The organism is Trinickia sp. (genome assembly GCF_051954495.1).
Lineage (GTDB): Bacteria > Pseudomonadota > Gammaproteobacteria > Burkholderiales > Burkholderiaceae > Trinickia.
On the sequence record NZ_JBQCHR010000036.1, the window covers coordinates 63,200 to 88,921 of the forward strand.

Annotated in this window: 20 protein-coding genes; 9 read left to right on the top strand and 11 right to left on the bottom strand. The window is 65.5% G+C overall.

Annotated elements, in window-relative coordinates:
• The first annotated feature begins 10 nt into the window (after positions 1-10).
• The 4 genes from glyS to ACTHNR_RS06210 are packed head-to-tail and all read left to right on the top strand — an operon-like array spanning position 11 to position 4,485.
• On the top strand, positions 11-2,158 hold the full coding sequence (gene glyS, locus ACTHNR_RS06195) for a glycine--tRNA ligase subunit beta (RefSeq protein ID WP_440546685.1): 2,148 nt from the start codon (positions 11-13) through the stop codon (positions 2,156-2,158).
• 30 nt (positions 2,159-2,188) lie between these two features.
• Complete coding sequence (gmhB, locus tag ACTHNR_RS06200; RefSeq protein ID WP_440546686.1) at positions 2,189-2,746, top strand: D-glycero-beta-D-manno-heptose 1,7-bisphosphate 7-phosphatase; 558 nt, start codon at positions 2,189-2,191, stop codon at positions 2,744-2,746.
• Positions 2,747-2,774: 28 nt separating this feature from the next.
• Positions 2,775-3,590: a lysophospholipid acyltransferase family protein gene (locus ACTHNR_RS06205; RefSeq protein ID WP_440546687.1), complete on the top strand. Its 816-nt coding sequence runs from the start codon at positions 2,775-2,777 to the stop codon at positions 3,588-3,590.
• A 25-nt stretch (positions 3,591-3,615) separates the two neighbouring features.
• The gene (locus ACTHNR_RS06210; protein WP_440546688.1) at positions 3,616-4,485 is read left to right on the top strand and encodes a M48 family metallopeptidase; all 870 of its coding nucleotides are present in this window, start codon (positions 3,616-3,618) and stop codon (positions 4,483-4,485) included.
• 34 nt (positions 4,486-4,519) lie between these two features.
• Here the strand turns inward: ACTHNR_RS06210 and gloA are convergent, their stop codons facing one another.
• Positions 4,520-4,909, bottom strand: coding sequence for a lactoylglutathione lyase (gene gloA, locus ACTHNR_RS06215; RefSeq protein ID WP_440546689.1), 390 nt, complete (start codon positions 4,907-4,909; stop codon positions 4,520-4,522).
• Between the two features lie 254 nt (positions 4,910-5,163).
• Here gloA and ACTHNR_RS06220 point away from each other — a divergent pair, with 254 nt between their 5' ends.
• Complete coding sequence (locus tag ACTHNR_RS06220) at positions 5,164-6,126, top strand: DMT family transporter (RefSeq protein WP_440546690.1); 963 nt, start codon at positions 5,164-5,166, stop codon at positions 6,124-6,126.
• A gap of 44 nt (positions 6,127-6,170) precedes the next feature.
• Here ACTHNR_RS06220 and rsmA read toward each other — a convergent pair whose 3' ends face one another.
• From rsmA to ACTHNR_RS06240, 4 genes are all read right to left on the bottom strand, one after another.
• The gene (rsmA, locus tag ACTHNR_RS06225) at positions 6,171-6,983 is read right to left on the bottom strand and encodes a 16S rRNA (adenine(1518)-N(6)/adenine(1519)-N(6))-dimethyltransferase RsmA (RefSeq protein ID WP_440546691.1); all 813 of its coding nucleotides are present in this window, start codon (positions 6,981-6,983) and stop codon (positions 6,171-6,173) included.
• 71 nt (positions 6,984-7,054) lie between these two features.
• Positions 7,055-8,056, bottom strand: coding sequence for a 4-hydroxythreonine-4-phosphate dehydrogenase PdxA (pdxA, locus tag ACTHNR_RS06230; protein ID WP_440546692.1), 1,002 nt, complete (start codon positions 8,054-8,056; stop codon positions 7,055-7,057).
• A gap of 16 nt (positions 8,057-8,072) precedes the next feature.
• Positions 8,073-9,437 carry a peptidylprolyl isomerase gene (locus ACTHNR_RS06235; RefSeq protein ID WP_440546693.1) on the bottom strand — a complete coding sequence of 455 codons (1,365 nt, stop codon included), beginning with the start codon at positions 9,435-9,437 and terminating at the stop codon, positions 8,073-8,075.
• Between the two features lie 84 nt (positions 9,438-9,521).
• Entirely contained in the window at positions 9,522-11,885 is a 2,364-nt protein-coding gene (locus tag ACTHNR_RS06240; RefSeq protein ID WP_440546694.1) for an LPS-assembly protein LptD, read from the bottom strand.
• A gap of 220 nt (positions 11,886-12,105) precedes the next feature.
• Between ACTHNR_RS06240 and ACTHNR_RS06245 the strand changes: the two genes are divergently transcribed.
• Together ACTHNR_RS06245 and murU are read left to right on the top strand one after the other, a co-directional pair.
• Positions 12,106-13,140 carry an aminoglycoside phosphotransferase family protein gene (locus ACTHNR_RS06245; protein ID WP_440546695.1) on the top strand — a complete coding sequence of 345 codons (1,035 nt, stop codon included), beginning with the start codon at positions 12,106-12,108 and terminating at the stop codon, positions 13,138-13,140.
• 16 nt (positions 13,141-13,156) lie between these two features.
• Positions 13,157-13,885, top strand: coding sequence for an N-acetylmuramate alpha-1-phosphate uridylyltransferase MurU (gene murU, locus ACTHNR_RS06250; protein ID WP_440546696.1), 729 nt, complete (start codon positions 13,157-13,159; stop codon positions 13,883-13,885).
• A gap of 7 nt (positions 13,886-13,892) precedes the next feature.
• Here murU and ACTHNR_RS06255 read toward each other — a convergent pair whose 3' ends face one another.
• Positions 13,893-15,800 (bottom strand): ABCB family ABC transporter ATP-binding protein/permease, encoded by a 1,908-nt coding sequence (locus ACTHNR_RS06255; RefSeq protein ID WP_440546705.1) that lies wholly within the window; start codon positions 15,798-15,800, stop codon positions 13,893-13,895.
• 192 nt (positions 15,801-15,992) lie between these two features.
• Here ACTHNR_RS06255 and ACTHNR_RS06260 point away from each other — a divergent pair, with 192 nt between their 5' ends.
• Entirely contained in the window at positions 15,993-16,391 is a 399-nt protein-coding gene (locus tag ACTHNR_RS06260) for an acyl-CoA thioesterase (protein ID WP_440546697.1), read from the top strand.
• Between the two features lie 46 nt (positions 16,392-16,437).
• Here the strand turns inward: ACTHNR_RS06260 and ACTHNR_RS06265 are convergent, their stop codons facing one another.
• Both ACTHNR_RS06265 and ACTHNR_RS06270 read right to left on the bottom strand, forming a co-directional pair.
• Entirely contained in the window at positions 16,438-19,599 is a 3,162-nt protein-coding gene (locus ACTHNR_RS06265) for a sensor domain-containing protein (RefSeq protein ID WP_440546698.1), read from the bottom strand.
• A 214-nt stretch (positions 19,600-19,813) separates the two neighbouring features.
• Complete coding sequence (locus ACTHNR_RS06270; protein ID WP_440546699.1) at positions 19,814-20,290, bottom strand: nitrate reductase associated protein; 477 nt, start codon at positions 20,288-20,290, stop codon at positions 19,814-19,816.
• A gap of 175 nt (positions 20,291-20,465) precedes the next feature.
• Here ACTHNR_RS06270 and fdhD point away from each other — a divergent pair, with 175 nt between their 5' ends.
• Positions 20,466-21,299 carry a formate dehydrogenase accessory sulfurtransferase FdhD gene (gene fdhD, locus ACTHNR_RS06275; RefSeq protein WP_440546700.1) on the top strand — a complete coding sequence of 278 codons (834 nt, stop codon included), beginning with the start codon at positions 20,466-20,468 and terminating at the stop codon, positions 21,297-21,299.
• A gap of 22 nt (positions 21,300-21,321) precedes the next feature.
• Here the strand turns inward: fdhD and ACTHNR_RS06280 are convergent, their stop codons facing one another.
• From ACTHNR_RS06280 to ACTHNR_RS06290, 3 genes are all read right to left on the bottom strand, one after another.
• Positions 21,322-22,089, bottom strand: a complete 768-nt coding sequence (locus ACTHNR_RS06280) for an enoyl-CoA hydratase (protein ID WP_440546701.1) — start codon at positions 22,087-22,089, stop codon at positions 21,322-21,324.
• 84 nt (positions 22,090-22,173) lie between these two features.
• Positions 22,174-23,373, bottom strand: coding sequence for an acetyl-CoA C-acyltransferase (locus ACTHNR_RS06285; RefSeq protein WP_440546702.1), 1,200 nt, complete (start codon positions 23,371-23,373; stop codon positions 22,174-22,176).
• Positions 23,374-23,390: 17 nt separating this feature from the next.
• The coding region (locus tag ACTHNR_RS06290; protein WP_440546703.1) for a 3-hydroxyacyl-CoA dehydrogenase/enoyl-CoA hydratase family protein at positions 23,391-25,722 on the bottom strand (2,332 nt) is incomplete at its 5' end.

A 25,722-nucleotide genomic window follows, 5' to 3' on the forward strand; every position in this document is an offset into this window, starting at 1 on the left:
TTCAACGAATATGAATCAAGCTCACCAAGCCACACTGCTCGTCGAACTTCTGACCGAGGAATTGCCGCCGAAGGCGCTCGCGCGCCTGTCCGACGCCTTCGCCGCGGGGCTCGTCGAGCGCCTCGCCGCGCGCGACCTGATCGAGGGCCCGCCCTCGTTCGAGCGTTTCGCCACGCCGCGCCGCCTGGCGGTCGCCGTCAAGAACGTGCGCGCCGTCGCGCCTGAAAAGCAGGTGCGCGAGAAAGTCCTGCCCGTTTCGGTCGCGCTCGATGCGAACGGTCAGCCCACGGCGCCGCTCGCGAAGAAGCTCGCGGCGCTCGGCTTTCCGGACGTGCCGCTCGCCGATCTCGAGCGGGCCTCCGACGGCAAAGCCGAGGCGTTCTTTCTGCGCTATGCCGCGCCGGGCGCGACGCTCCCCGACGGCCTGCAGGCCGCGCTCGACGAAGCGCTCGCCAAGCTGCCGATCCCGAAAGTGATGACTTACCAGCGGCCCGACGGCGCTAACGTGCAGTTCGTGCGTCCGGTCCAGCGGCTCACAGTGCTGCACGGCGAGCAGGTCGTGCCCGTGACGGCCTTCGGCATCGACGCCGGCGACACGACGCTCGGCCATCGCTTTCTGTCGAGCGGCCTCGTCGCCGTCCTGCATGCCGACGAATACGCGCACACGCTGCGTACGAAGGGCCATGTCGTCGCCGGCTTCGCCGAACGCCGCGCGAGCATCGTCGAACAGCTGAACGCCCTGGCAAACGGCGATCGCGTCGTCATGCCCGAGGCGCTGCTCGACGAAGTGACGTCGCTCGTCGAATGGCCGGTCGCCTACGAGTGCCGGTTCGACGAGCAGTTCCTGCAGGTTCCGCAGGAATGCCTGATCTTGACGATGCAGACGAATCAGAAATACTTCGCGCTCACCGATGAAGCCGGCAAGCTGCGCTCCCGGTTCCTCATCGTTTCGAACATCGCCACGGATACCCCCGGCGAAATCGTCGAAGGCAACGAGCGCGTCGTGCGCCCGCGCTTGGCCGATGCGAAGTTCTTCTTCGAGCAGGACAAGAAGAAGCCGCTCGCCGACCGCGTGCCGCTCTTGGCCAACGTCGTCTATCACAACAAGCTCGGTTCGCAGCTCGAGCGCGTGCAGCGCCTCGAGGCGCTCGCGCGCGTGCTGGCCCCGCACGTCGGCGCCGATCCCTTGCTGGCCGCGCGCGCCGCACGATTGGCGAAGGCCGATTTGCTGACCGACATGGTCGGCGAATTTCCCGAGCTACAAGGCACGATGGGCACGTATTACGCGCGCCACGACGGCGAGGCGGAGGAAGTCGCGCTTGCCTGCACCGAGCATTATCAGCCGCGCTTTTCGGGCGATGCGCTGCCCGCCACGCGCGTCGGCACCGCCGTCGCGCTCGCGGACAAGCTCGAGACCCTGGTGGGCATTTGGGGGATCGGCCTCGTGCCGACCGGCGAAAAGGATCCGTTCGCGCTGCGCCGCCACGCCTTGGGCGTGCTGCGCATCGTGATCGAGAAGCAGTTGCCGATCGACCTCGTCGCCCTGCTGCACGAAGCGGCCGGGTGCTTCGGCGCGGCGCCGCACGTGGCCGATTGCACCGATGCGCTTTACGCGTTCTTCATGGATCGCCTGCGCGGGCTGCTGCGAGAGCGCGGCTATGCCGCCGGCGAAATCGAAGCCGTCCTGAGCCTGCAGCCGCGCAAGCTCGACGACGTCATCGCCCGGCTCGACGCCGTACGCGAGTTCTCCACCCTGCCGGAAGCCGGTGCGCTCGCCGCCGCCAACAAGCGGATCACGAACATCCTGAAGAAGTCGGAAACCGAGATCAGTCTCGCGACGGCTGGCGCGGGCGCGACGCCGGCGAACGGCTCGGCGGCGCCGTCGGTGCAGTCGTCGTTGCTCGTCGAGCCGGCCGAACGCTCGCTGAGCGAACAGCTCAAGAAGGTCGCGCCCTCGGTGCAGACACAGCTCGAGCAACGCGACTACACGCGGGCGCTTTCGGCGCTCGCCGCGCTGCGCGACCCCGTCGATACATTCTTCAACGACGTGATGGTCAATGCCGAGGATGCCGCGCTGCGCAAGAACCGGCTGGCCCTCTTGGCCGAGTTGCACGCGCAAATGAATTGCGTGGCCGACATCTCGAAGCTCGCGGCGTAAGCGGGCGAGGCCACTCTGAAAGAGACGCGTATGACTTCCGGCAAGAAGCTCGTTATCCTCGATCGCGACGGCGTCATCAACGTCGATTCCGACGCGTTCATCAAGACGCCCGACGAGTGGGTTCCCCTTCCGGGGAGCCTCGAGGCGATCGCTCGCCTCAATCAAGCGGGCTATCGCATCGCCGTGGCGTCGAACCAGTCCGGCATCGGCCGCGGCCTGTTCGACATGGCCACGCTCAACGCGATGCACGTGAAGATGAATCGCGCGGCCGCGGCCGTCGGCGGCCGCATCGACGCCGTTTTCTTCTGCCCGCATACGGCCGAGGATCAATGCGAATGCCGTAAGCCGAAGCCCGGCCTCTTACAGTCGATCATCGAGCGCTTCGAGATCGATCCCGCCTCGACGCCCGTTGTCGGCGATGCGTTGCGCGACTTGCAAGCCGGCGCGGCGCTCGGCTTTCCGACGCACCTCGTGCTGACGGGCAAGGGCAAGAAGACGCTCGCGGCGGGCGGCCTGCCCGAGGGTACGAAGGTCCACGACGACTTGAAAGCGTTCGCGCTGACGTTTCTCGCGTCGTTGAGCGAGTGAGCACGCCGCCAACCGATCGAAGACACTGATGCCAATCGTCCGCTTTATCCGCTCGCTGCTGCTGTTTCTCTTTTTCATCGTCTATACGGCCCCGTACGCGACGGCCTGCTTCATCGCCTTCCCGTTCATGAACGCGGAGCGCCGGTATTGGATGGCCGTCGGCTGGTGCCGCAGCACGCTGTTCGTTGCGCGGCATCTGGCCGGCATCCGCTACCGCATCGAGGGCCAGGAAAACCTGCCCGATGGCCCCGCCGTGCTGCTCTCCAAGCACCAATCGGCTTGGGAAACGGTCGCCTTCCCGGCGATCATGCCGCGCCCGCTGTGCTACGTCTTCAAGCGCGAATTGCTTTACGTGCCGTTCTTCGGCTGGGCGCTCGGCATGCTGAAGATGGTTCACATCGACCGCAAGGAAGGCAAGTACGCGTTCGCGTCGGTGGTCAAGCAAGGACGGCTGCGCATGAAGGAAGGCGCGTGGGTGATCATGTTCCCCGAAGGCACGCGCACTCGGGTCGGCCAGCAGGGCAAGTACAAGACGGGCGGGGCGCGCTTTGCGATCGACGCCGGCGCACCGGTCGTGCCGATCGCGCACAACGCCGGTCACGTCTGGCCCCGCAATTCCTTCATCAAATACGCCGGCACCGTCACGGTGTCGATCGGCAAGCCGATCGAGTCGACCGGGCTCACGCCCGATCAGCTGAACGCGCGCGTCGAAGCATGGATCGAAGCCGAAATGCGTCGAATCGATCCGCACGCCTATCGGGACGCCGGCGGCGGCGCTTCGGCCTCCAACGGCAAAGCCGGCAAGCGCGGGAGCGCCGATCGCGCCGACACGTCCCTCGGCTAAGCACGAACCGCCCCGCCGCCCGCCGATGTCCAAGCCCGCCAAACCCCGCCCCGCGACCGTACCCGATAACCGGCAGCTCGATCTGCCGTTGTTCGCGGGCGCCGTCGACGAGGAAGCGCTCGCGCCCGCGGCGGCCACGGCGCCACTTCGCCCCGACCGGACACCGAACGGGGTGAAGCTACGCCGGCTGACGTTGAGCGGGCGCACGCTCGAGTATGGGCTCAAACGTTCGTCCAGGCGCACGATCGGGTTTTCGATCGACGGCAGCGGCTTGATGATCACGGCGCCGCGTTGGGTCACGTTGGCCGACATCGAAACGGCGATCGCGGGCAAGGAACGATGGATTTTCGCGAAGCTCGCCGAATGGCAGACGCGAGTCGAACAGCGTGCGTTGCCGCGCATCGAATGGCGCGATGGCGCCGAAATTCCTTATCTCGGCAAACCGGTGCGGATCGCCCTGGCGTCGGCGCATGCGTCCCTCGTGTTCGACGCGCAGGCAGGCGCGCTGGCGCTGGCGTTGCCCGCCCACGCCGATGCGCAGCAAATCAAGGATCGCGTGCAAGGCTGGCTACAGACCGAAGCCAAACGCTTGTACGGCGAGCGGCTCGCGTACTACGCGGACAAGCTCGGTGTGGCCTACAAGGGCTATGCGTTGTCGTCGGCGGCGACGCGCTGGGGGAGTTGCTCGAGCGACGGACGCATTCGTCTGAACTGGCGGCTCATTCATTTTCCGCTGTCGATCATCGACTACGTCGTCGCGCATGAACTCGCCCATTTGCGCGAGATGAATCACAGCCCGCGCTTCTGGCAAACCGTCGAATCGATCTTTCCCGAATTCAAGGAAGCGCGGCATACGCTCAAGCATCATCCGCCCGAGTTGCTGCCGGCGCTTTGAGCCCGCCGGGCGGCGGGCACGACGCATCGACGCGTTACCGCGTTTTCTTCTGAACGAACTCGATCTTGTAGCCGTCCGGGTCCATGACGAACGCGATCACGGTCGTGCCGTGCTTCATCGGCCCTGCCTCGCGCACGACGTTGCCACCCTGCGCCTTGATCTTCGCGCAGGCGGCATACGCGTCGTCCACTTCGAGCGCGATATGGCCGTAGCCCGTGCCCAGATCGTAGGCTTTCGTATCCCAGTTGTGCGTGAGCTCGATGACGGCGCCCTCGCTTTCGTCGGTGTACCCCACGAAAGCCAGCGTGAAGCGGCCTTCGGGATAATCTTGGCGGCGCAGCAGCTTCATGCCCAGCAATTCGGTGTAGAACTTGAGCGAGCGGTCGAGATCGCCGACTCGCAGCATCGTGTGCAACAAACGCATCTTGAACTCCGGTTTCGTCACAAAACAAGGCAGGGTAGCGAAATTTAGCAAGAAACCGCCCATGGCGCTCGCCCTGACGCCATGAGGGTTACTCAGCCACGGTGAGGCGTGCGGCGCGCTGTTTTGGTATGTTACGCGGGCTAGCTCGGCAATTGCATCCCTAGCCTAGTGAACGGCTACACCGGCAAACGGCAACGAGAAGCAGTCCGGCGCACGCGCCGAATCCCCACGACTTAGTATCGATTACGCTTCGAATGAATACCGCCACCGCCATCGGCGCGCCCATCCCCCTACGCCGCGCACCCGACGCGTTCGCTATCGCCCTGATGGTCCTGCTCTGCGCCATTTGGGGCCTGCAGCAAGTCGCCATCAAAACGACGAACGGCGCGCTAGGGCCCATGCTCCAGGCCGGCTTGCGCTCGACGATCGCGGCGGCGCTCGTACTCGGTTGGGCCCGCCTGCGCGGCACGCCGCTGTTTCGACAAGACGGTACGCTCGGCCCCGGTCTGTTGGCGGGCGTTTTGTTCGCCGGCGAGTTCGTTTGCATCTTCGGCGGGTTGACGCTCACGAGCGCATCGCGCATGGCCGTCTTTCTTTACACGGCGCCGTGCTTCACGGCGCTCGGCCTCCACGCCTTCGTGGCCGGCGAGAAGATGCGCCGCACGCAATGGGTTGGCGTCACGGTCGCGTTCGCGGGCATCGCGCTCGCATTCGCCGACGGCTTCGCGCGCCCGCCGGCGCCCGGCGCCTCGGCGCTCGCCGGGGTGCTGGGCGATGCGCTCGGGGTGCTGGGCGGGGTCATGTGGGCCGCGACGACGGTCGTCGTGCGCGCAAGTTCGCTTTCGCATGCGAGCGCGAGCAAGACGCTGTTCTACCAACTCGCCGTGTCCGCCGTCGTTTTGCTGGCCATCGCATTCGCGCTGGGCGAGGAACATCGCGCGTACGTGACGCCGCTCGCGATTGCGAGCCTCGCTTACCAAGCCGTCGCGGTGGCGTTCGTCAGCTATTTGACTTGGTTCTGGCTGCTCACGCGCTACATGGCGTCGCGCTTGTCGGTATTTTCATTCCTGACGCCGCTGTTCGGTGTCGGCTTCGGCGTGGTCCTGCTCGGGGAATCGTTCAGCACGCGTTTCGTCCTCGCCTCGGCGCTCGTGCTGGCGGGCATCGTGCTCGTGAACGCGCCGGCCCGCCGCGCGCCGCGCGAGAAGCGGGCCTAGGCGATGGCCGCTTGTAGCGTCGCCCTTGCGACGCAGACGATGCGTTACCCGCCAAGCACCTGCGCGACGCGCACGTATTCCTCCACCGGCACGTCCTCCGCGCGCCGCGCGAGATCGAAGCCCAGGCCCTCGAAATCGACCCGATCGCGGTAAGCGGACAACGTGTTGCGCAGCATCTTGCGGCGCTGAGAGAACGCTGCGGTGACGAGTTCGCCGAATACGGCCATGTCGACGCTCGCCAACTCGTGCGGGGCATACGGAATCATCCGCACGATCGCCGAATCGACTTTCGGCGGCGGCTGAAACGATTCGGGCGGCACGTCGAGCAGTTTGTCGATCACGTAGCGATACTGCAGCATCACTGAAAGCCGCCCGAACGCTTTCGTGCCCGGTTCGGCCACCATGTGCTCCACGACTTCGTTCTGCAGCATGAAGTGCTGGTCGACGACGAGGGGCGCGAACGCCATCAGATGGAACAACAGCGGGCTAGAAATGTTGTACGGCAGGTTCCCGACGATGCGCAGCGTCGGCTTCTCACGCGTTTGCACGAGCGAGCCGAAATCGAAGGCGAGCGCGTCGCCCGCATGAAGCGCCAGCAAATCGCCGAACTGCTCTTTCAGCCGCGCGATGAGATCGCGATCGAGTTCGACCGCATGCAGCGGCGACTCGGGCGTGGCGAGACGCTCGACGAGCGGCTCGGTCAGCGCGCCGAGGCCCGGCCCGATTTCGACCATCAACTGTCCGCGCTCGGGCGCGATCAGCGAGACGATCGAATCGATGATGCCGAGATCGACGAGGAAGTTTTGCCCGAACCGCTTGCGCGCGAAATGGCCTTGATGCTGTCTGCTGGTGGACATCGATGTGAGAAAACCGAAAGAAATCGAGAAACGCCGCCTCGCGCCGCGGCGGCCGGCGGCCGGCGGCGACGCTAGCCGCCGCGCCGGTTGCGCGCCATCGCGACCGCGGTGTCGATCGCCGCGATCAGGCTACCCGCGTCGGCCCGCCCCGTACCCGCGAGATCGAGCGCGGTGCCGTGATCGACGGAGGTACGAATGATCGGCAGCCCTAACGTGACGTTGACGCCTTCGCCGAACGTCGCATATTTGAGCACCGGCAGCCCCTGGTCGTGGTACATCGCGAGCACGCAATCGGCTTCGTCGAGATAGCGCGGCTGAAAGAGCGTATCGGCCGGATAGGGGCCGCGCGCATCGATACCACGCTCGGCAGCCTTCGCAAGCGCGGGCGAGATGACGTCGATCTCCTCGCGCCCGAGGTAGCCGTTTTCGCCCGCATGCGGGTTCAGGCCGGTGACGAGGATGCGCGGCGCCGGCAAACCGAAATCGCGGCGCAAGTCATGATCGATGATGGCGATCGTATCGACGAGACTGCCGATGTCGATCGCGCTCGGAACTTCCTTGAGCGGCAAATGCGTCGTGGCGAGCGCGACCCGCAACGGCCGAGCGCCCGTGCCGGCCAGCATCATGACGACGCGCGCAGTGCCGGTGCGCTCGGCCAGATACTCGGTATGCCCCGTGAAAGGGACGCCGGCATCGTTGATCGTGCTCTTTTGCAGGGGCGCAGTCACGATCGCGTCGTAGGTCCGCGCGAGCGCGCCGTCGATGGCATCGTCGAGCAGGCCGAGGACATACCGGCCGTTCACGGCATCGAGCCGGCCCGCCAGGGACGGCGCCGCAAGCGGCCGGTGCGCGACGCTCACGTGTCCCGCACCGACGAGCGTCGGCCAATCGACGCCGACCGCCTGCGCGCGTGCTTCGATCAGCGCCGCATCGCCAAGCACCGCGAAGCATGCGTCCGGCCAACGCGCCGCAGCGCCCGCCAGGGCGACCGCCGTCAGCTCGGGCCCCACGCCGGCCGGTTCGCCGGTCGTGATCGCAATCGTAAGCGGAGAAGCGCTGGCGGTGCTCGTCATGGTCGATTAAGGCTTGCTACTGCTGGGCGAGCGGGACCGCGACCTTGTACTGGACGTAGGCCGAATCGCGCAGCTGTCGCAGCCAATCGGAGTACGCCTGCTCGGCCTTGCGCTGGCCGATCGCCTGGCGCGCCAGATCCATCTGCTGCTGGATCGAGCCTTGCGCCTCGCGCCGGCCGAGTACTTGAATCAGGTGATAGCCGTACTCGGAGCGAACGGGCTCGCTGATCTCGCCGTCCTTGAGGTTGTTCATCGCGCGCTCGAACTCGGGCACGGTTTCGCCGGGGCTGATCCAGCCGAGATCGCCGCCTTGCGATGCGGAGCCGTCTTGCGAGTACGTGCTCGCGAACTTCGCGAAATCGCCCCCCGCTTCGATCTGGCTGCGGATCTCGAGCAGCTTTTGGCGCGCGGCGCCCTCGGGCTGGCCATCGCCGACACGCAGCAAAATGTGGCGTACGTGAGTCTGCACGAGCTTGGGCGCATCGGCTGCCGACCCGCCGACGCCCGTGCGCCGATCGACTAGGCGCATCACTTCGAAGCCGTCGTCGGTACGGATCACATCCGGGTTCACTTCGCCCGGACGCAATTGCGACGCCGCCGCGACGAACGGCGCGGGCAAGCTAGCCGGCGCCTTGAAGCCGAGATCGCCGCCGGTTTTCGCGTCGGCCGCCTGCGAACTTTCCTTGGCCAGGGATTCGAACTTCGCGCCGCCCTTGGCTTGCTGCAGAATCGACTCTGCCTTCTTTTGCGCCGCATCGAGCTCAGCCTGCGGCGCGCCTGCCGGCGCCTTCACGAGGATGTGCTCGATATGCAGCTCTTGCTGCGCCCGCGCGCCGGGACCACGCTGGCTCGCGATGTAGTTCGCGACCTCGGCGTCCGATACCGTCACCTTGCTGTCGACCTCTTTCTCGCGCAGCTTCGAGAGGGTCAGCTCGTTGCGGGCATCGCGCGTGAAGACCGACCAGGGCACCCCTTCGGCCTCGATGCGCGACCGGTACACGTCGAGCGTCATGTTGTTGGCGGTCGCCAGGCGCTCCAGGGTTTTCTGGACCGCCGCGTCGTCGACCACGATGCCGTCTTCCTTCGCCTTTTCGAGCTGAATACGCTCGAGCACCATTTGATTGAGCACCTGCGCGCGCAACTGGTCCTGCGGCGGCACGGGAGCGTGCTGCTGCCCGAGCCGCCGTGCGATCAGCGCGGCGCGCTCGTCGAGTTCGCGCACGGTGATGACGTCGTTGTTGACGACGGCCGCCACCGAGTCGACTGTTTGACCGGATTGTCCCTTCAGCGCTTGCGCCGCGGCCGGCGCGGCCGGCAAGAAAATGGCGGCGGCCAGGGAGGCTGCCAGCGTTGCCCAGCGAACTTTATTCACGATTGCCACAGATGCTCCAAATGTCTCGGACCCGATTTCCCCGGCCCCTTTTTGCGCATGCCTACTCGAGCCCATGCGCGTTCGTTCGTCGGCTCACTCGTAATTGCTGAATCGCGCCAACGGCGGCGCCGGCGGAGGCGGCGGCTGATAGCCCGCCACGCCGGCACGAAATGCCGCCATGAGCCCGTTATCGACGCTGGACAACCCCTTGAGGGTCAGTTGCGCCAGCACGCGCGTGGCCGACGTATGCTGCCCCGAGGAATTCAGACCGTTCGCGTAACGCTGGGCGCCGATACCGAGGATCCAGCAATCGGCATCGTACTGGAAGCCGACAAGGCCGTCGACGAGGCGGTGCCCTTTCAGATCGTAGTTGAATCGGCCCACGGCGTAGATCCGGTGAGTGATCGGCCATTCGCCCGACAGCAGGATCTGATTGATCGGCGTGTTGTCGAGGGTCGTGTTCGCGCGGGTGTACCGATAAGCGACGTTGACGACCCTGCGATCGCTGGGACTGTAGCCGAAGCCGATACTGGATCTCACCAGTTGGTTATTGTCGGCATTATATTGGAACGCCGTCTCGGAGGCGAAACCGGCCCCGAGCTTGAGGGAGGCGCCCGCCAGCAGATCGGAGTGGCTCGCCGCCGACGGCGTGGCGCCCGGGTTCAGCGCGACGCGTTGATCGGTGAAATAGTACTGCTGCGCGATGACGAAGCGCGCGCGTTCGTCGCCCGTCGCCGGGTTGATGAACCGCGTCGTCAGCCCGGCCGTGAGACGGTTCGCATCGGCGATGCGATCGTTGCCCACGAACGTGTTGGGCGTAAAGATCTCCGCCACGCCGAAGTCGGATTCGGCCGTGTCGAACAGCGGCGCGAATGCTTGGTTGCGGTACGGCGTATAGACGTAGTAAATCCGCGGCTCGAGCGTCTGAATGTAGTCGTCGCCGAACAGGCGCACCGATCGGTCGAAGATCAGACCGCTGTCGAAGCTCAGCGTCGGCACCGACTCCGTGAACGCCTTCGGCTGTCCAGCCGGCGCCGTGCTCGAAATGTTGCTGAGGTCGTACGAGGCGAAGTGAAACTGCGCCTTCGGCACGACGAAGTACCCTGGACCGACGATCCCGTACGACACGTACGGGTTGAACATCAGCCGATCGCCCTCGGTCGAATCGGCCGTCGTGATTCGGAACCGCGAGTAATCGGCTTCCGCGCCGAAATCGAAACCGCCGACGTTGTACTTGGCGTACTTGACGTTCAACTGCGGCTCGCGCCCGTAGGGCGGCGTCGAGCCCTGCAGCGTCTGCCAATGCTGCTCGCGGGCAAGCACGGACCAGGGGCCGTTGTTGTACGTGACGCCGGCTTCTTGCTGAAACAGCAGCTGCGTGCCGATGAGAAACTGGTTGCCGACCGACGCCAGATCCTCGGGATAGGTGTTGTCCGACACCTTGTTGTACGACACATAGGCGCCGAAGCCGTGCCCGAGATTCTGGTTGTGCTGCCAGTAGATCGCGTAACGATTCTCGTGCTTGAGCGCGTCGTTGGGCAGAAACTCGCCGGTGAACGTGCCCGCGTAATTGGGCGAGAGGTAGCGGAACACCGCTTGCGTCTGCACACCGCGCTTGGAGATGAGGCGCGGCGTCAACGTTAAATCGCGGTTCGGCGCGATATTGAAGTAATAGGGCAGCGAAAGCTCGAAGCCGTTCGTCGAGCCGAGCGAGAACTGGGGCGGGAGCAAGCCGCTGCGCCGCTCGCTCGAGAGCGGAAACGACAGCCACGGGCTGCCGAAGATCGGCACGCCCTGAAAGAACAGCACGCCGTTGTGCGCGACGCCTTCGTCCGCGCCGGTATCGAAATCGAAGCGGCTACCGCGGATGTACCACGCCGGATCGGCGCATTGACAGGCCGTATAGGTCGCACTCGTGAACTCGGAGCGCTCGCCGTCGAGCAAATCGACCCGGGCGGCGCTGCCCGTGCCGCCGTTCAGGTTGAAGTGGTACTTCGGCTGCGGCATGTAGCCCTGACTGGCTTCCACCTTGAGGTGCGCCTCCGGACCTACGAACGACACGCCATTGTTGATCACGCGCACGTGGCCGTAGGCATCGGCCATATCCGTGTCTTGGTCGTAATGGAACGCATCGGCCTTGACGACGCTCGTGTGGCGGCGAAGCTCCGCAGCGCCCTTGACGGCCATGTCGCGATCGGCCGTGCCGCTCGTGTCGTCGCCGAGCACGAACGTCGCGCTGGCGCTGCCCGGGCTCAAAGGATGTTCCTCGAGCTGCGGCGCGAGCCGCAGGCCCCACGGCACATCGGTCGGCTGCGGCTCGGCGGCCGCACCCGTCAATTGCGCGTGCGACACGGCCGGCATGAAGCCCGGAACGGCGATGAGGGCCGCGACGAGCCGCCTCACGCGCGGCAACGCGTCGACGGGGAAATTCGTGGGAAGGAGCTGTCTTGGCGGCATCTATCGTTTGGCGGATCGGCTCGGCGGCGGGCGCAGGCCCGTCGCACGTCACCCGCGCGGCCCGCGAAGGCGAGACGTCGCGGCGCATGCGAGTACAGCGCGCACTCGCGCGAGCGACGAGCAGTCGAGGGACCGTGCGCAAGCCGACACGGGAACAGGGGCGCAACACAAAAAGTCGTCGGGTATTATATGGCAAGACGTTTTACCGCCCGCACTCACGATGACCGACTCCCCCGCCGATACCCGGCGCGACGCACTCGCCGCGTGGCTCGATACCTTCGCGCACCGTTACGGCCTCGATGTCTCCACCCTCGCACCGGCCTCGGCCGACGCGAGTTTTCGGCGCTACTTCCGGCTGGCAAGCAGCGGCGAACACGCCCCCTCGCTGATCGCCGTCGATGCGCCGCCCCCGGAAAAGTGCCGCGAGTTCGCGCAAATCGCCCAGATGCTGGCCGACGCGCGCGTACACGTGCCGCGCGTACTGGAATGCGATCTGCAGGCGGGCTTCATGCTCGTCACCGACCTGGGCACGCGCACCTATATGGCCGAGCTCGATCCGAACGACACGGTGCGCGCCAAGCCGCTGATGCGCAATGCGATCGACGCCCTGATCCGCTGGCAGGCAAGCTCGCGCGAAGGCGTGCTGCCGCCTTTCGACGAAGCATTCCTGCGGCGCGAGATGGAGCTCATGCCCGAGTGGTACTTGGCGCGCCACCTCGGCCGAGACGTCGACGAAAGAACACGCGGCGTGCTCGATCGCACCTACGCCCTCTTGATCGCGAGCGCGCGCGCTCAGCCGCAAGTGTTCATGCTGCGCGACTTCATGCCGCGCAACCTGATGATCTGCGAGCCCAATCCGGGCGTGCTCGATTTTCAAGACGCGGTGTACGGGCCGATCGCCTACGACATCGCTTCGCTGCTGCGCGACGCCTTCATCAGTTGGGATGAAGCGTTCGAACTCGACTGCTTCGCGTATTACTGGGAACGGGCGAAAAAGGCGGGCCTGCCCGTCGACCCCGATTTCGGCGAGTTCTACAGGCAGATCGAATGGATCGGTTTGCAGCGGCACATCAAGATCCTCGGTCTATTCGCCCGCTTGCACCATCGCGACGGCAAACCGCGCTATCTGGCCGACCTGCCGCGCTTCGTCGGCTACGCGCGCAAGGTCAGCCAGCGCTATCGCCCGCTCGCGCCGTTCGCGCGCTTGCTCGACGAGCTCGACGATCGCGCGCGTGAAGTGGGCTACACGTTTTGAGCGGACGGCGCGATCGATGACCCACTCACTGACGACGGCCATGATTTTCGCGGCGGGCCGCGGCGAACGGATGCGCCCGCTCACCGATACGCGCCCCAAGCCCTTGCTCGAGGCGGGCGGCAAACCGCTCATCGTTTGGCAAATCGAGCGGCTCGCGCAAGCGGGATTCACGACGATCGTCGTCAACCACGCCTGGCTCGGCGAGCAAATCGAGCAGACGCTCGGAGATGGCTCTCGCTACGGCGTGCGCCTTGCCTATTCGGCCGAAACCGAGGCGCTCGAGACGGCGGGCGGCATCGCGCAGGCGTTGCCGCTGCTCTTGACGCGCGGCGTACCTAGCGTGTTCGCGGCCGTGAGCGCAGACGTGTTCTGCGAATTCGACTACGCCCGCCTGCGCGAACCGGCCGCGCGCCTGGCAGCCTGCCCCCAGCCGGGCATGCATCTCGTCATGGTGCCGAATCCGCCGTTTCATCCGCGCGGCGATTTCGCGCTCGACGCCGCCGGGCAGCTTTCGCTCGAAGGCGCCGCCCGCTACACGTTCGGCAACATCGGCGTGTACGACACGCGCATGTTCCGAGACTTGCGCCGCGGCGAGCGCCGCGCGCTCACGCCCTACTACCGCGAAACGATTGCAAGCGGGCGCGCGAGCGGCGAGCTTTACGAGGGTCGTTGGGAAAACGTCGGAACGCCGGCGCAATTACAGGCACTCGACGCGCAGTTGCGCGCCGCCGAGCCCTCACGCTAGGGGCTGCTCATGCGTCCTCGCCGTGTGCGGCCGACTCGGCCGACTCGGCCGGCTCGGCCTGCGCCCGATGCGCCGCGCGCTGTTGCAGCGCCCACATTTGCGCGAATGCGCCGCCGGCCTCGATGAGCTGCGCATGCGTGCCGCGCTCGACGATGCGCCCGTGATCCATGACGATGATTTGCTCGGCGTGCACGACCGTCGAGAGCCGGTGGGCGATGACGAGCGTCGTGCGTCCGCGGGCGATCTGATCGAGTTCGTGCTGAATCGCGCGCTCCGAACGCGAATCGAGCGCCGAGGTCGCTTCGTCGAAAAGTAGGATCGGCGGGCTCTTGAGCAGCGTGCGCGCGATCGCGACACGCTGTTTTTCCCCACCCGAAAGCTTGAGCCCTCGCTCGCCCACTGGGGTCTCGTATCCCTTCGGCAAGCCTTCGATGAAGTCGTGAATGTGCGCCGCGCGCGCGGCGGCGATGACTTCCTCGCGTGTCGCCGTCGGCCGCCCGTAGGCGATGTTGTAGTAGATCGTATCGTTGAACAGCACCGTATCCTGCGGCACGATGCCGATCGAGGCGCGCAGGGAATCCTGAGTGACGTCGCGGATATCCTGCCCGTCGATCGTGATCGCGCCGCCGCCCGAGCGATCGAGATCGTAGAAACGGAACAAAAGCCGCGCAAGCGTCGATTTGCCCGACCCGCTCGGACCGACGACCGCCGTGGTCGTGCCCGCGGCGATCGAGAACGTCACGTCCTCCAAAATGACACGCGAGCGCTCATAGCCGAAGCGCACGTGCTCGAAGCGCACCTCGCCGCCGCGCACCGCGAGCGGCGGCGCGCCGGGCGCATCGGGCACTTCGCGCGCCGCGCCGAGCAGCGTGAACATCCGATCCATGTCGGTCAGGCTTTGCTTGAGCTCCCGATAGACCACACCCAAGAAGTTGAGCGGGATGTACAGCTGCAGCATGAATGTGTTGATGAGGACCAGATCGCCCAGTGTGAGCCGTCCAGCCATGACGCCCTGCGTCGCGCGCCATAGGATGAACACGAGCGCCGTGCCGATGATCGTTTGCTGGCCGAAATTGAGCACCGACAGCGAATTTTGCGATCTGATCGCGGCGGCGCGGTAGCGTTGCAGGTTTTCGTCGTAGCGGCGCGCTTCCCAATCTTCGTTGCCGAAATACTTGACCGTTTCGTAATTGAGCAGCGAATCGATGGCGCGCGAATTGGCGCGCGAATCGAGTTCGTTCATCGTCCGCCGGAAATGCGTCCGCCACTCGGTCACCTTGACCGTGAAGACGACGTAGACCACGAGCGCGGCCAACGCGACGACGGCATAGTAGGCCTCGTATTTGACGACGAAAAAGCCGAGCACGAGCGCGACCTCCACGAGCGTCGGCAAGATGCTGTAAAGCGAATACGAAATGAGTTGGGAAATGCCGCGGGTGCCGCGCTCGATGTCGCGCGACATGCCGCCCGTCTGACGTTCCAGATGGAACCGCAGCGAGAGCGAATGCAGATGCCTGAAGACCTTCAGCGCGATCTGCCGGACAGCGCTCTCGGTCACCTTCGAAAACAGGATTTCCCGCAGCTCGGTGAAAAGCGACGTCGAGAGCCGCACGAGCGCATAGGCGAGCACGAGCAATCCGATGCCGCTCGCGAGAACGATGGCCGGATCGTGCTGCGCGCGACCGAGCGCCGTCAGCTCGCGCATGGAGGCGAGGCCGTCGACGATGCGCTTCATGACGATGGGCACGCCCAAATTGGCGAGCTTCGCGCCCACGAGGCACGACAGCGCCAGCGCGACGCGTCCTTTGTACGCGGCCAGGTAAGGCAGCAGCGAACGAATGGTCTGCCAATCGCGGCGCGAGCCGCCCGAGGCCGACGCGGGCGCGGGTTCTGACGAAGGACTATGACGGTGCATGATCGGGATGGGGCGAAAGCCGCGCGCGGCGGGGGAATCGGACAGCGACTGCGAGCGCGGCGGCTGCACCCGTGCACGCTCGTTGCAACGGGGTTCGGGACCGTGCTTGCGTTTGCCCTTACAATTTGGCCGGTCGGCCTTTGCTATCTATTGTGGCAGGCTTGGCTCATTGTCGCAGAACAGGTACCCCACATGACTATTTCCACCCCCCTGCTGCCGCAGAAGACCTGCGCATTGCGTGTCGTGCCTCAGCCTTCCGACGCCAATGTGCACGGCGACGTGTTCGGCGGCTGGATCATGGCGCAAGTCGACATCGCCGGCTCGATTCCCGCCAGCCGGCGCGCCAACGGCCGCGTGGCGACCGTCGCAGTCAATTCGTTCGTGTTCAAGCAGCCCGTGTTCGTCGGCGATCTGCTCAGCTTTTACGCCGACATCGTGAAGACGGGCACGACCTCGATCACCGTCTCGGTCGAGGTGTTCGCCCAGCGCATGAGCCTCGCGGAAGAACTCGTCAAAGTCACGGAAGCCACGCTCACCTACGTGGCGACCGATAAGGATCGCCGCCCGCGCAAGTTGCCCGAACTGGCGTAAGGCCGCAGCGGCCGGCGGCGGCGTTGCCCGCCGCCCAAGGAGCCTTTTACGCGGGCACCCCTTGCGCCTCGTGCCCGCTGCGGGTCCTGGCCTGCTGCAAAAGCGCCGGAATGGCGTCGTGCGGCATCGGCCGCGCGAAGAAGTAGCCCTGCATCTCGTTGCAAGCGCGCTCCTTCAGGAAGTCGAGCTGCGCGGCCGTTTCGACGCCCTCCGCAATCACTTGCAACTGCAGCGAATGCGCCAGCGCGATGATGGCCGACGTGATCGTCTCGTCGTCGTGCGACGCTCCGATATCCGATACGAACGAGCGGTCGATCTTGAGGCGATCGACGGGAAAGCGCTTCAGGTAGCTCAAGCTCGAATAGCCGGTGCCGAAATCGTCGATCGCGAGGCCGATGCCGAGCGCGTGCAATTCGCTAAGCATCGTCACCGCTTCTTCCGCGTTGCGCATGATCGTGCTTTCGGTCAGCTCGAGTTCGAGGTACTGCGGTTCGAGGCCCGTCTCCTCGAGTATGGACATCACGAGCTTGGCGATATCGCGCTGCTGAAACTGCCTCGCCGACAAGTTGACCGACACGCGCGCCGGCGGCAGCCCCTCGTCCTGCCATGCCTTGTTCTGGCGGCACGCCTCGCGCAGCACCCACTCCGACAGCGGACCGATGAGCCCGCTCTCCTCGGCGACCGGGATGAACGCGGAAGGCGGCACGAGCCCGACTTCCGGATCGTGCCAGCGCACGAGCGCCTCCATCCCGACGATTTGCCCCGTGTCGATGTCGACTTGCGGCTGGTAGTGCAGGAGGAATTCGCCGTCGCGCAACGCGCGCCGCAGCCGCCGTTCGAGATTGAGGCGGGCGCCGACGCTGGTATTCATCTCCGGCTGATAGAGCTGGAACGTGTTGCGTCCCATGTCCTTGGCGCGGTACATCGCCAGATCCGCCTTCTTGAGCAGCGTTTCCGCGTCTTCCCCGTCTTGCGGGAACAGGCTCGCCCCCATGCTGCAGCCCACGTAGAGTTCGGTGCCGTCGAGCCAGACGGGTTCGGAGATCGTCGCGCGCACCCGCTCCATCCAGCCGATCAGCGTCTTTTCTTCGACGGCGTCGGTCAGCACGATCACGAACTCGTCGCCGCCGTGGCGCGCCACGGTGTCGCTCGGCCGCGCGCTGCGCGCGAGGCGCTCCCCGACCACGCCGAGCAGCCGGTCGCCCACGCTGTGGCCCAAGCTGTCGTTGACGTTCTTGAAGCCGTCCAGATCGATGAAGATGACGGCGAGCGGGTTGCCGCGCACGATGGCCTGGTCGAGCCGCTCGCGCAGCAGGTTGCGGTTCGGCAGCCGCGTCAGGGCGTCGTAGTTCGCTTGATACTCGAGCTGCTCTTGGTAGCGGATCAGATCCGTGACGTCGTTGATGACGCCGATATGATGGGTCGTGTTGCCGTCCGGATCAGGCACGGGAGCGATGAACAGCTGATTCCAGAACAGCGCGCCGTCCTTGCGATAGTTGCGCAGCACCGCGCTCACCTCGCGGTTGGCCGCCAGGCCTTCGCGAATCTCTACCAGGCCTTGCTGATCGCGGTCGTCGCGCTGCAGGAATCGGCAATCCTGGCCCACGACCTCGGCAGGATCGTAGCCCGTGATGCGTTTGAATGCCGGGTTCGCGTATTCGATGACATGGCCGTTGCCGGCCGCGGCCGTGATCAAGATCGCGTTGACGCTCGCGTCGAGCGCGCGGCTTTGCAGCCGCAACGCCAGATCCGAACGCTTGCGGTCGGTCACGTCCGTATACGAGCCCAGCACGCCGATCACCGTGCCGTCTCCGTTCGTCAGAGGAATCTTGCTCGTGATGCCCGCGCGATGGGCGCCGTCTATCAGAATCTCGAACTCATGATTCATCTTCGGCACGCCGGTGGCGATGACCTCCTGATCGGCCTTGCGCAGCGCGTCGGCCAGGGACGCCCAGGGCATTTGTTCGTCGGTCTTGCCGATCACCTGTTCCGTGTAGGCTAGGCCGGCATCGCGCGCGAACGCCATGTTGCAGCCGAGATAGCGCGAATCGCGGTCCTTCCAGAAGATACGCTGCGGAATGTTGTCGATGACCGTTTCGAGCATCTGGTTCGAGCGCTGCGCCTCGGCCTCGGCTTTGATCTGCTCGGTCACGTCGTCGGCCAGTACGAACATCGCGGGGCGGCCCATGAACGTCAACGCGTGATTCGTGATGTCGGCGCTCAATTGCGTGCCGTCGCGGCGCCGCTGACGCCACACGCCCGCGGACACCCTGCCGCGGCGTGGCGCCGGGTGAGCGCGTGCGAGGTACGACTCCAGGCGGACGCTTTCTTCCGGCGACGACAATTCGCGGATGGTCATGCCCAGGAATTCGCTCTCGCTGTAGCCGTAGTGCTCTACGGCCGCCGCATTGACCGCGAGAAAAGCCAATGTCTCGCGATCGTAGATCCACATCGGCACCGGGTGCGCGTCGAACAGCTCCCGAAAGCGCTCGTCGCTGCGGCGCATCGCCCGCGCCACGCGCAGCTTCGCGCGCGCCGCGCTTTCCCGAACGCCGAACGTGTAGACGAGCATGCCGCAGCCGGCCACCATCGTCACGATCAGCAGCAGCGTGGCGAATCGCATCGAACGCTTGGAAGCCGCCAGCGACGCTTCCAGCGCGTCGTCCTCGCGTTCGCGCAGCTTGGCCAGCGCCACGTCGACGGCATCGAGCGTCGAGCCGAGCCGCATGTAGACGGGCGCCACCCAAGCGCGCGCCTCTCCTGCATCGGCCTCGCGCTCGCCCGACGTCCCCGCCCCTCCCGTCCCCACGCTCGAGTGCGCCGCACGGTCGAGCGCGGCGCGCGCGTCCCGCTCGACGCCATCGGCCAGTGCGAACAGCGCTTCGAGATCCCCACGCATGGCCACGTCGTCGGCCAACGCCTCGCGCAGTTGCGATTTATCGCGTGCGAGCACTGCCTCGCGATTGCGCTCGAACGCCTCGCCGATGGGCGCGCCCGAGTGCTCGAATCGGCCGAGCGCGGCGAGCGCCGAGCCCAGCGTCTCGCGATAGGCGTCGAGATCGCGCTTGACGCTCATGGAGCGCATCGTACGCAGATCGGTGGCGCGCTCGCTGCGGATCTGGCCGTAGGCGACGAACGCATTCGCGCCGATCGCGCAAGCGGCGACTGCGACGTTGATCAGCAGCCTTTTCGATAAAAAGGAACTCATGGGATTCCGGACGTCTGTCGTGTCGAGTGCCCTGGCATGGAACGCTTCGGTTCAGGGCGCTTCGGAAGAGCGGCGCGGTTGATTCGTCTCCTACGAACTCGCTCGATTCTTCGATTCGAAACCGATGCGAGCCTTTGCGCGCCAACTTCTGGGTAACGGCAGCGTCGACGGGAAATGAAGGGCCGTGCGAAAAAAAAGTCGCGACGCCCCGCTTTTACTCGGCCAGGCCGAATTCGCGCATGGCCGGCAGGAAGTCGTGGCTGACCTCGCTCTTGCGCGTCAGCTTGGCCAGGATATAGCGCTTGAATGGATCGAGTTGCCCCCAGCGCTCGGCGCTCGGCGTGGCGAGCCCGGCCAGAGCGCTGTGCCGCGCCAGCGCCTCCGGCACCGTGCCGGCGTCGCGCCAGGCCGGTTCGGCCTCGGGCGTGAACCATTCCGGCTCGACGTTCGCGTGCGTGCGCATCATCTCGAACAAGGCATGGTCGAAGTTCGGCTCGATCGCCACGTCGTCGTCCACGGGAAACCGGGCCAGCAGGACGCGATCGGCGTGGGGCAGCAGTTGCCATTGCGCGAGCGAGATGCGCAGGCCGAAGCGATCGAGATTGAAGCGGACCGACATCGGCATGTAGGTGAGATCCTCCGACGATACGAGCTCGAAATCGAACATCAACGGCGTTTCATGCAATCCCATGGCGGTGTCCTTTGCGCGCTTGCGCCGGGTTCGTGCGGGCAGACGGCGCCCGCTTCGGGTATTTTAGAACCTTACGCGCGAAGCGCCCGGCTCGCCCCCGCCACGGTCGGCCCGCCGAGGCCGGCGCAATACGCGCAATCACCTTGAGCGCGCACGACTGGAGCGAGGAGCACCCTTGAACGACCCGTTGGACGATCCCCAAGAGCGTGGCGTCATCGAGCAGCCAATACGCCGCCACCGCAACGGCAGTATCGACACGACAACCGATCTAGTCGGCCAGGAGTGGCCGGTGGCGCTCGTCTTCAACGGTATCTCGCATGCCGTCATGATGTGCACGCCCTGCGATCTGGAGGCGTTCGCGGTCGGTTTCGCGATTTCGGAAGGCATCGTCGAGCGCGGCAGCGACATTCGCGACATCGAAGTCACGCTCCACCGTGAAGGCGTGACGATGCCTTACGCGCAGGTGGAACTGACGGTCGTACAGCAGGCGTTCATGGCGTTGAAAGAGCGGCGCCGCGCACTCGCCGGGCGCACAGGCTGCGGCGTCTGCGGAATTGAAAGTATCGACTTGCTGGATCTGTCCCCGGAAACAGTGCCCGATACCGGCTTCCTCACCCGGCTCGCGCCCGATGCGATCGCACGCGCCGCAAGCGAACTGCCTTCGCACCAGGCGCTCACGCGCGTCACGGGCGGCCTGCACGCCGCCGCATGGTGCGACGCCGAGGGCGCGATTTCCCTGGCGTTCGAAGATGTCGGCCGCCACAACGCGCTCGATAAGCTCATTGGCCGCCTGGTGCTCGATCGCATCGATACGAAGGACGGCTTCGTCTTTCTATCGAGCCGCGCAAGCTACGAGCTGGTGCGCAAAGCCGCGCGAGTCGGCATTCCGATGGTGGCGACGATCTCGGCGCCTTCGTCGCTGGCTATTGCGATCGCCCGGCAGGCGGGGATTCGCCTCGTCAGCTTTTGCCGGGAGACGAGCTACGTGGAATACGGACAGACCGACTGAAGCGCCAGGCCGGCCCGGGTGTTCAATCGAATTGCCTGAAATCCGGTTTGCGCTTTTGAAAGAACGCTGTCATGGCTTCCCTCGCCTCGGGGGCCAGCAGCATCTTGCCGAAGTGCACGACCTCCTCCTTCATGCGATCGGCGATCTCCTGTCCGTGCGCGCGCTTCATCAGCCCTTTCGTGACACGCAGCGACGACGCCGGCAGCGCGGCGAGCTTGACCGCCTGCGCGTACGCGAACGCATCGACCTCGCCCGCGGGCATCAAGCGATTGACGATGCCCATGCGATGCGCCTCCTGCGCATCGAATGCTTCCCCGAGCAGCAGCTTTTCCGCGGCGAGCGGATAGCCGGCAATGCGCGGCAACAACAAACTCGAGGCTGCTTCCGGACACAGCCCGAGCTGGGAAAACGGCAACGAGAACATGGCCGATTGCGCGGCGTAGACGAGATCGCAATGAAGCAGCAGCGTCGTCCCGATCCCCACCGCCACCCCCGCCACCGATGCGACGATCGGCTTTTCCGCGCCGCTGATGCGCCGCAGAAACTGAAGCACGGGCGCATCCTCGCTGCTCGGCGGCGATTTCATGAAGTCCTCGAGATCGTTGCCCGCGCTGAACGCGTTCTCGCCGCCGCGAATCAGAATGGCCCGCACCGACGCATCGTCTTGCGCCTCGCTCAACGCATCGGCCATCGTTTGATACATCGCCGCCGTGATCGCATTCTTCTTTTCCGGCCGATTCAGGGCGATCGTCATCACGCCCTCGGCGCTGCGCTCAACCACGATATCCATTGTCTGTCTCCGTAAGAAAAAACGGTTCGCGGCCCCGAAGCATCGCTCCGAAGCACGCGAACCGTCATAGCCGGGTCACGGGAGTTACAGCCGCTCGATGATGCCCGCCGCGCCCATGCCGGTGCCCACGCACATCGTCACCATGCCGTACTTAAGGTTGCGCCGACGCAAGCCGTGCACGACCGTCGCGGCGCGAATCGCGCCCGTCGCGCCGAGCGGGTGACCCAGCGCGATCGCGCCGCCCAGCGGGTTGACCTTGGCCGGGTCGAGGCCGAGCTCGCGCGTCACCGCAAGCGCCTGCGCCGCGAACGCCTCGTTGAGCTCGATCCAGTCGAGATCGTCCTGCGTCAAGCCCGCGGCCTTCAGCGCGGCCGGAATCGCTTCCTTCGGGCCGATCCCCATCACCTCGGGCGGCACGCCGCGCACGGCGAAGCTCACGAAGCGCGCCAGCGGCGTCAGGTTGAACTGCTTGAGGATCTTTTCGGAGACGACGATCAGCGCGCCCGCGCCGTCCGACGTCTGCGAGCTGTTGCCGGCCGTCACCGAGCCCTTGTTCGCGAACACGGCGCGCAGCTTGGCGAGGCCCTCGATCGTCGTGTCGGGACGCGGACCTTCGTCGAGCGCGATTTCGCGCGTCTTCGTCTTTACCTCGCCCGTGGCGAGATCGGGCGTGCGCTCGACGATCGTGTAAGGCGCGATTTCATCCTTGAACTCGCCCGATTGCTGCCCCGCGATCGCCTTTTGATGCGATTCCAGCGAAAAGCGATCCTGATCTTCGCGGCTCACCTTCCAGCGCTCGGCCACGCGCTCGGCCGTAAGACCCATGCCGTAGGCGATCCCGAAGTTCTCGTCGCGCTCGAAAATGTGCGGCGACATCGACGGCGTGTTGCCCATCATCGGCACCATGCTCATCGATTCGCAGCCCCCGGCGATCATCGCATCGGCTTCGCCGACGCGGATGCGGTCCGCCGCCATGGCGAGCGCGGTGACGCCCGAGGCGCAAAAACGGTTGACCGTGACGCCGCCGACCGATTGCGGCAGCCCGGCGAGCAGCGCGCCGATACGCGCCACGTTCAACCCTTGCTCGGCCTCGGGAATCGCACAACCGACGATCGCGTCTTCGATCACCTTCGTATCGAGGCCGGGCACTTGCGCGACGGCCGATTTGATCGCGTGAACCAGCAGCTCGTCCGGGCGCGTGTTCTTGAATGCGCCCCGCGGCGCCTTGCCGATCGGCGTGCGGCTCGCCGCAACGATGTATGCGTCTTGCAATTGTTTGCTCATTTGGCGCTCCTGCCGAATTAGTTGCGCACCGGCTTGCCGGTCTGCAGCATGCCCATGATTCGCTCTTGCGTCTTTTGCGTGCCGAGCAGATCAACGAAAGCGCGGCGCTCGAGCGCGAGCAGCCATTCCTCGTCGACGAGGCTGCCCGCTTCGACGTCGCCGCCGCACACGACTTCGGCGATGCGCGAGGCGATCAAAAAGTCGTGCGCGCTGATGAAGTTGCCGTCGCGCATGTTCACGAGCTGCGCCTTGATGGTCGAAATGGCCGAACGGCCCGCGACCGGAATCTGCTTGGCCGGCAGCGGCGGACGATAGCCCGCGGCGGCCAGCGCGCGCGCTTCCTTCTTGGCGGTATCGAGCAGTTCGAAGACGTTGAAGACGATCGTGTCCGACGGCTTCAAGTAGCCCATCGCGCGCGCGTCGAGCGCCGATGCCGACACTTTCGCCATCGCCGCATTCTCGAACGACTTCGAGAGGAACTTGAGCAGCTCGCCGTTCGAGGCGCCGACACCGGCGGCCGCATCGGCGGCGCGCAGCGCGGCTTCCTTCAGGCCTCCGCCCGCCGGCACGAGGCCCACGCCCACTTCCACGAGGCCGACGTAGCTTTCGATGTGCGCGACACGCTTCGCGCTGTGGAGCATCAGCTCGCAGCCGCCGCCGAGCGCAATGCCCGACACCGCGGCGACGACCGGCACGTTCGCGTATTTCACGCGCAGCATGCCTTGCTGAAATTTCTTCACGAACGGTTCGATACCCTTGGCGCCGCCCATCATGAACGCGGGCATTGCCTCTTCGAGATTCGCACCGGCCGAGAACGGGCCGCCCGGTGTGCCGAGCTTGAGCGACGTGGGCTGCCAGACGACGACGCCCTTATACGATTTTTCCGCCAGCTCGATTGCCTGCGCGAGGCCGTCGAGCACGCCCGGGCCAATCGTGTTCATTTTCGTCTTGAACGACACGATGACGACATCGTCCTCGCCCGCGCGGTCATCCACCCAGGCGCGAACCGAGTCGGTTTCGAACAGCGTCTTGCCGTAGGCTTTCGGATCGCAGCCGTCGTCCCCCACGAGCGGCGCGCGGAACACTTGCTTGCCGTAGACGGGCAGCGTCGAGCGCGGCTCGAATTTGCCCGCCGCGGGCGACCACGACCCTTCGCTCGTATGCACGCCGCCCTTTTCGGCAACAGCGCCTTCGAACACCCACGACGGCAGCGGCGCACTGGCGAGCGCCTTGCCCGCGGCGATGTCCTCTTGCACCCACTGCGCTACCTGCTTCCAGCCCGCGGCTTGCCAGCCCTCGAACGGCCCTTCGTTCCAGCCGAACCCCCAGCGGATGGCGAGATCGACGTCGCGCGCGTTGTCGGCGATCGACTCCAAATGCACGGCGATGTAATGGAACACGTCGCGGAAGATCGACCAGAGGAATTGCGCCTGGGGATGCGTCGATTCGCGCAGCAGCTTCAGCCGCTCGGCCGGCTCGCGCTTCAGAATGCGGCCGACGAGTTCGTCGGCCTTCGCGCCGCCCTCGACGTATTCGCCCGTTTTCGCATCGAGCACCTTGATGGTCTTGCCGTCCTTCTCGTAGAAGCCGGCGCCCGATTTTTGACCCAGCGCGCCCTTGGCGACGAGCGCGGCCAGCACGGCCGGCGTTTCATAGACCGAGAAGAAGGGGTCGTCGGGCAGGTTGTCCTGCATCGTCTTGATGACGTGCGCCATCGTGTCGAGACCGACGACGTCCGCCGTGCGGAACGTGGCCGATTTGGCGCGGCCCAGGCGCGAGCCCGTCAGGTCGTCGACTTCATCGAAGCGCAGGCCGAACTTCGAGGCTTCGGTAATGACCGCGAGGATCGAGAAGATACCGACGCGGTTCGCGATGAAGTTCGGGGTATCCTTCGCGCGCACGACGCCCTTGCCCACGACGCTCGTCAGGAACGTTTCGAGATCGTCGAGGATGTGCGGCTGCGTATGCGTTGTCGGGATCAGTTCGACGAGATGCATGTAGCGCGGCGGATTGAAGAAGTGCACACCGCAGAAACGCGACTTCAGTTCTTCGGAGAATCCTTCGGACAACTTCGTGATCGAGAGGCCAGATGTATTCGTCGCGAAGATCGCATGCGGCGCGAGGTGCGGCGCGACCTTCTTGTACAAATCGTGCTTCCAGTCCATCCGCTCGGCGATCGCCTCGATGACGAGGTCGCAGTCGCGCAGGCGATCGAGGTGCTCCTCGTAGGTCGCCGGCTCGATGTATCGGGCATCGTCCTTCGCGCCGAACGGCGCGGGTGACAGCTTCTTCAGATTGTCGATCGCTTTCAGCGCGATCGCGTTCTTCGGGCCTTCCTTGGCCGGAAGA